Below are 725 nucleotides of genomic sequence, written 5' to 3' on the forward strand. Positions count from 1 at the left end.
GGCGCCGCCATCGTCGACAAGGAAACCTATATTCCGGGCACGCTCGCCATCACGAATCCGGACGGAACCAGCGCGTTCGCCGGACGCACCTCGATTCGCGGCCGCGGACACAGTACCTGGGATATGCCGAAGAAGCCTTATCGGATCAAGCTCGATGAGAAGGCGCCGTTGCTCGGGCTGCCGAGCGACAAGAACTGGGTTCTTCTGGCCAACTACTCCGATAAGACTCTGCTACGCAACCGGAGCGCCCTCGAGCTGGGCAAGCGGCTCGATATGGCGTGGACGCCGCGTGATGTCCCCGTTGAAGTCACTCTCAACGGCGAATACCTGGGTGCGTACGATCTGGTGGAATCGATCCGGGTGGACAAGAACCGCGTCGCTATCGCGGACACCGACGACACCGTCGCGCCGGAGAGCACGGGCTTCATCCTCGAGATCAACGGTCGTCTCGACGACGACAACTGCTGGATCACGACGCATCAGGTCACGCTGTGCATCGATACGCCCTCGCCTGCCTCGCCCGCGCAGGTCGCGTACATCAAGCAATACGTTCAGACGGCGGAAGATGTCCTGTATTCCAATTCCGCCGCGGACCCTGTCAACGGCTACGAAAAGTACTTCGACGTAGCCTCTTTGATCAACTGGTATCTCGTCAACGAGATATTCAAGAATCAGGATGCGCAGGCGTATTCGAGCATCTATCTCTACAAGGATGTCGGCGGCAA

At 59.2% G+C, this 725-nt stretch carries 1 protein-coding gene; it reads left to right on the top strand.

The genetic code is table 11. The annotated features are described in order from the left end of the window. On the top strand, positions 1-725 hold a 725-nt coding region (locus tag NCS28_RS33085; RefSeq protein WP_250517976.1), incomplete at both ends, for a CotH kinase family protein.

It is taken from the genome of Caballeronia sp. INDeC2 (assembly GCF_023631325.1).
Lineage (GTDB): Bacteria > Pseudomonadota > Gammaproteobacteria > Burkholderiales > Burkholderiaceae > Caballeronia.